The sequence below is a fragment of the Phenylobacterium sp. genome (genome assembly GCF_031181185.1).
Taxonomy (GTDB): Bacteria; Pseudomonadota; Alphaproteobacteria; order Caulobacterales; family Caulobacteraceae; genus Phenylobacterium.
Window position 1 is genome coordinate 1 of sequence record NZ_JAPSKZ010000220.1, and the last position, 5,333, is coordinate 5,333.

A 5,333-nucleotide genomic window follows, 5' to 3' on the forward strand; every position below is an offset into this window, starting at 1 on the left:
TGCGCCGGGTCGACGAGGCGCCCCTGGGTGCTGACGTTCAGCTCGAAGGCCGCGCCCGAGTCCGAGAAGGGCGGCGCGCCCACCGTACCCGCCGCGACCTGGACGTTCTGCGACCGCAGGGCCTGCACGATCTCGCCGCCGGTCAGATTGTGGGCGGCGGCCTTGTCTGGGTCGATCCAGACGCGCATGGCGTAGTCGCGGGCGCCGAAGACCTGGGCGTCGCCCACGCCTTCCAGCCGCGCCAGCTGGTTGCGCAGCTGCAGGGTGGCGTAGTTCGAGATGTATTCGGGGCTGCGCGAGCCGTCCGGCGAATAGAGGTGGATCACCATCAGGAGGTCGGGCGAGGCCTTGCGCGTCACCACGCCCAGCCTGCGCACCTCCTCGGGCAGCCGCGCCTCGGCCGAGGCCACGCGGTTCTGCACCAGCACCTGGGCCGCGTTCAGGTCCGTTCCCAGCTTGAAGGTGATGGTGATCGTCAGCCGGCCGTCCGAGGTGGACGACGAGGACATGTAGAGCATGTCCTCGACCCCGTTGATCTCCTGCTCCAGCGGCGTCGCCACCGTGTCGGCGATCACCTCCGCCGAGGCGCCCGGATAGACCGCCGTCACCGTGATCGTCGGCGGCGCGATGTCGGGATACTGGGCGACCGGCAGCGTCGGATAGGCGAAGGCGCCGATCAGCACGATGATGATCGAGATCACCGCCGCGAAGATCGGGCGGTCGATGAAGAAGCGCGAAAATCTCACGGGTTCACTCCGCCGTTTCGGCGCCGGTCGCCTGGGCGGCGGGCGGGGTCAAGACCTGCGGCGCGCGCGGCGCGGTCGACGCCTTGGCGACGATGCGCCCGGGTTGCGGGACCACCTTGTCGCCCGGGCGCACGCGCTGCTGGCCTTCGATGATCACGCGGTCGGCGGGCGACAGGCCCGCCCGAACCACCCGCAGGCCGTCGACGATGGGGCCCAGCTCCACCTTGCGCGGCTGCACCGTGTTGCCGGGGCCCACGACCAGCACGATCTTGTCGGACTGGTCGGTCATCACCGAGGCGTCCGGCACCATCAACGCCGAGTAGGCGCCCGAGCCCAGCAGCCGCATCCGGCCATACATGCCGGGCGTCAGGAACAGGTCGGGGTTGCGCACCACGGCCCGGCCCCGGATCGTGCCCGAGCCGGTGTCCAGCGCGTTGTCGACGAAATCCATCTGCCCGCGCCAGGCGTAGGCGGTCTCGTCCTGCAACTGGATCTCGACGGGGTTCGAAGCCGACCGCGAGCTGGTCCGCGTGCCGTCGCGGTTCTGCCGCTGGTACTTCAGATAGACGCTTTCCGAGCCCGTGAACGCGAAGTGGATCGGGTCCAGCGAGACCACGGTGGTCAGCAGGGTGGGTTCCGCGCCCTGGGCGTTCACGAGGTTGCCGACGTCGACCCTGCGGTCGGACACGCGGCCGGCGATCGGCGCGGTCACCCGGGTGAACTGCACGTCCAGCGCCCGGGCCTGCTCGGCCGCGCGCGCCGCGCCCACCGCCGCTTCCGCCGTGCGGGCCTCGGCCACACGGGCATCATAGGTGGACTTCGAGACGAAGCCGGTCTCCAGCAGCTTCTGCGCCCGGTCCAGCTCCAGCTTCGCCCGCGCCGCCTGAGCCTCCGCCTGGCGCAGCTGCGCGCGCGCCTGGGCGAGGTCGGCCTCGTACGGCCTGGGATCGATGACGAACAGCAGCTGGCCCTTGCGGACCAGCTCGCCGTCCCGGAAGTGGATCGAGCGGACATAGCCCGAGACGCGGGGCCGGACCTCGACCTCCTGCATCGCCTCGAACCGGCCGACGAATTCGTCCCAATCGACGACCTGCCGCTGCAGGGGGGCCGACACCGACACCGGCGCCGGGCCTTGCGTCGGCTGCGCCGTCTTCGCGCCGCAAGCCGCCACCAACAGAGACACTGCGACCGCCACGGCCGTCCGGACCGTCCCCGACATGCGAACCTCTAAGCGTGGATGGACGCGCCCCCGCCCGTCCGCGGCAGCGCTTCAGCGGCTTAGCTGGGTGCGAGGGCGCCTTGTGTCCAGACCCTGGCGCTTCCGTGGCGGAAATTTATCTTTCGATGGCCTAGGCAGTGGGCATCAGCTTCAGGCCGGCGCCCCCCCGGCGAAGGTCGTCGTTGGCTGTGCGCAAGGGCGCGCGGCCCTCGCCGTTCAAAAGCCGCCAGACATGGCCGAACAGGTCGCGCACCTCGCGGGCCGCGGCTCCGCCGGCGTCGATCTCCAGCACCGAACGGGCCTGGGCGAAGGCCGTCTGGTAGACGACCCGCGACCGCAACGCGACCGGCGCAACCGCTAGGCTTGCAAAGCGCAGCGCCTCAAAGGCCTTCAGCACGCCCGGCGGCTCCACGCCGTTGCGGGCCGGCGCGCACTGGTTCAGCACGATGAGCCCCTCGCGGCCCAGGCGCTGGATCACCGCCACCGACAACACCGCGGCGGCCAGGTCCAGATAGGTCGGCCGCGCCACCGCCAGGCACAGGTCCGCGACCTTCACCGCCTCGGCCACGTCCGCTTCGGGCGCCGCCGGCGTGTCGATGATCAGGAGCTCGACGCCCGCCCGGGCGCAGGCCTGGGTCAGGGGAAACAGCTTCGAGGCGCTGGTCTCGAACAGGACCGAGGCCGCTTCCTCGCGCCCCTTCAGCACCTCGCAGGCGCTGCGCATCGGGTCGGCGTCGGCCAGCACGGCCTTCACGCCCATGGCGCGCGCCGCCAGCGTCAGATTGACGGCGACCGTCGTCTTTCCCGCCCCGCCCTTGCGGGACATCACGGCTAGGGTCTTCACCAGGACCGCCCCACCTCAAGCCGAGGCGATCCTTCAGCGGCCGCCCTCAAGCGCCACCATTTGCGCACAACTTATCCACAGCGAAAAGAGGAGCCTTCACGCCGATCCCGAATCGCGCCGTCGCGCACAGCTACGAGCCGTCGAGCCTGGGCGCAGGCTCCACTTCGCGCGGCCCAGGCACGCCGGCGGCCTCCAGCGCCGCGATTAGCTCGCCCGTCGCCGTGGCCACCTCGTCGGGGTCGCGTCCCCGCAGCACCAGGTTCGAGCCATAGCCCTCGGGCCCGAAGAACGGATAGCTGCCCAGCGACATGGCCGGGTGCGCCTTGGCTACCGCCTCGAGCGGCGCGGCGATCACGCCTTCGCCCGAGCCCTCCACCCGCACCGTCCTGGACACCACCGGCCGCCCGCCGCGCAGGCGGGGCCCGACGTCCTCCAGCATGCCGCGCATGATCTGCGGCACGCCGGCCAGGACGAAGACGTTGCCGATGGTGAAGCCCGGCGGCCCCTGCACAGGGTTCTTCACCAGCTCGCCGCCGACCGGCACGCGCGCCATCCGCCGGCGCGCGGCGTTCAGGTCCTCGCCGAAGCGGGCCTGCAAGAGGCCCAGGATCTCGGGATGCTCGACCAGCTCAACCCCGAACGCGGCCGCCACGGCGTCGGCGGTGATGTCGTCGTGCGTCGGGCCGATGCCGCCGGTCGTGATCACATAGTCGTAGCGCATCCTGAGCGCGTTCAGCGCCGTCACGATCTCCTCCAGCACGTCGGGGACAGTGCGGGCTTCGGCCACGTCCACGCCGAGGACACCCAGGTAGCGGGCGATGTCGCGCAGGTTGGTGTCCTGGGTGCGGCCCGACAGGATCTCGTCGCCTATGATCAGCACTCCGGCCGTGACCTGGTCGTCCTGCCCGCTCGCCATCCGCCGCGCCTCGCCTTACATCCGCACGCTCTCGTCAGAACCGGACTAAAGCCTTCCATGGACTTCCCGCAACCGCTCGTCCGCGGCCGCCTGGTGCAGCGCTACAAGCGCTTCTTCGCCGACGTGGTGCTGGACGACGGCACGCCGCTCACCGCCCACTGCCCGAACCCCGGCGCCATGCTGGGCCTGAACACGCCCGGCCTCACCTGCTGGCTGTCGAGGTCGGACGATCCCAAGCGCAAGCTCGCCCACACCCTGGAGCTGGTGGAGGCCGACGGCGGCATCGTGGGCGTCAACACCCTGCACCCCAACCGCCTGGTCGCCGAGGCGCTGGCGGCCGACGCCATTCCTGAAGTGGCTGGCTACACGTCACACCGGCGCGAGGTCCGCTACGGCGAGAACAGCCGCGTCGACTTCCTCCTGGAACATCCCGACCGACCGCGCTGCTGGCTGGAGATCAAGAACGTCCACTTGATGCGCGAGCCCGGGCTCGCCGAATTCCCCGACTGCGTCGCCGCCCGGTCCACCAAGCACCTGCGCGAGCTGGCCCACGTCGTGACCCGGGGCGAGCGCGCCGTCGTGCTGTTCGTGGTCCAGCGCACCGACTGCGACCGCTTCAGGCCCGCCGCCGACTGCGACCCGAAGTTCGCCGCCGCCCTGGCGGAGGTCGCCGACGCTGGCGTCGAGGTGATGGTGTACGGCTGCGAGATCGACCAGAGCCGGGTGCGGCTCACCCGACCGATCCCTTGGTTGCGGAGCTAGGTTCGGCTCCAGCCGGCGCAGCCCGCCGGCCCGCCTGCGCCGCTGACCAGCAGGGCGCCGCGGCCATAGAGCCGCCAGCCGGCGTCCGGCAGCTCGGCCACGGCGACGCGGCCCGTCGCGTCCAGCCAGAGGACCCGCGCGCCAGCATCCGCCAGCACCGCCATCGCCCCGCCGTCCGCCATCTCTGACCGGAACACCACCGTCGTGAAGGAGGCGTCCTTCGGCGGCTGCAGCGCCCAGCCGCCCGCTCCGGCGGCGAGCAGCCCCACCGCCAGGACCGACAGCGTCGTCGCCCGCGGGCCCAGCCCTGATCCCGGGCGACGGCCCAGGAAGGCCGCCAGCGCGAGCGGGACGAGCCCGAAGGCGGCCGGCCAAGCCAGGTCCCACAGCAGGGGATCGTCGCTGTCGAGCTTGATGCGGTGGATGCCCAGCACCCAATGCGACAGCACCGCATCCAGGACGTGCCAGAGGCCAAACCCCGCCAGCAGGCCTGCGCCCAGCGTCCGGCCATCGACCCGCGACCGCCGCGCCGCGCGCCAGAGGCCCCAGAAGCCGACGCCGGCCAGCAGGTACATCAGCGCGTGGAACCAGCCGTCCCACAGCACCTGCCGCGCCAGGTCGCCGGCGGCCGGGACCAGGCTCAAGAGATGGTGCCATTGCAGGATCTGGTGCAGCAGCACGCCGTCGAAGAAACCGCCCATGGCGATGCCCAGCACCAGGGCCCAGGTGATGATCGGCGAACGCCACACGGCCGGCGGCTCCTTCCCAGAGCCGGGCAACGCGCCGCGCCCCCGCGGCGTTGCGCCCCCGCGGTTGAACTTCCGTGCTACGATTGCGACATAGGCG

The 5,333-nt window shown here is 71.5% G+C and carries 6 protein-coding genes; 1 reads left to right on the forward strand and 5 read right to left on the reverse strand.

Features of this window, described 5'->3' with window-relative positions; all coding sequences use genetic code 11:
• The 4 genes from RIF93_RS18395 to RIF93_RS18410 all read right to left on the reverse strand — a co-directional run.
• The coding region (locus RIF93_RS18395; protein ID WP_309092903.1) for an efflux RND transporter permease subunit at positions 1-746 on the reverse strand (746 nt) is incomplete at its 3' end.
• Between the two features lie 4 nt (positions 747-750).
• Positions 751-1,965 (reverse strand): efflux RND transporter periplasmic adaptor subunit, encoded by a 1,215-nt coding sequence (locus RIF93_RS18400; RefSeq protein ID WP_309092904.1) that lies wholly within the window; start codon positions 1,963-1,965, stop codon positions 751-753.
• A gap of 130 nt (positions 1,966-2,095) precedes the next feature.
• Positions 2,096-2,809 carry a ParA family protein gene (locus RIF93_RS18405; RefSeq protein WP_309092905.1) on the reverse strand — a complete coding sequence of 238 codons (714 nt, stop codon included), beginning with the start codon at positions 2,807-2,809 and terminating at the stop codon, positions 2,096-2,098.
• Between the two features lie 130 nt (positions 2,810-2,939).
• Entirely contained in the window at positions 2,940-3,725 is a 786-nt protein-coding gene (locus RIF93_RS18410; RefSeq protein WP_309092906.1) for a competence/damage-inducible protein A, read from the reverse strand.
• Between the two features lie 57 nt (positions 3,726-3,782).
• Here RIF93_RS18410 and sfsA point away from each other — a divergent pair, with 57 nt between their 5' ends.
• Positions 3,783-4,487, forward strand: a complete 705-nt coding sequence (gene sfsA / locus RIF93_RS18415; RefSeq protein WP_309092907.1) for a DNA/RNA nuclease SfsA — start codon at positions 3,783-3,785, stop codon at positions 4,485-4,487.
• On the opposite strand, the gene RIF93_RS18420 is transcribed toward sfsA, so the two are convergent.
• Positions 4,484-5,236 (reverse strand): DUF2243 domain-containing protein, encoded by a 753-nt coding sequence (locus RIF93_RS18420; RefSeq protein ID WP_309092908.1) that lies wholly within the window; start codon positions 5,234-5,236, stop codon positions 4,484-4,486. The genes sfsA and RIF93_RS18420 overlap by 4 nt on opposite strands.
• Positions 5,237-5,333 lie beyond the last annotated feature (97 nt).

Excerpts from the sequence above, each read along its gene's own strand:
- RIF93_RS18400 (WP_309092904.1), bottom strand. The coding sequence starts at position 1,965 with ATGTCGGGGACGGTCCGGACGGCCGTGGCGGTCGCAGTGTCTCTGTTG.
- RIF93_RS18410 (WP_309092906.1), bottom strand. The coding sequence starts at position 3,725 with ATGGCGAGCGGGCAGGACGACCAGGTCACGGCCGGAGTGCTGATCATA.
- sfsA (WP_309092907.1), top strand. The coding sequence starts at position 3,783 with ATGGACTTCCCGCAACCGCTCGTCCGCGGCCGCCTGGTGCAGCGCTAC.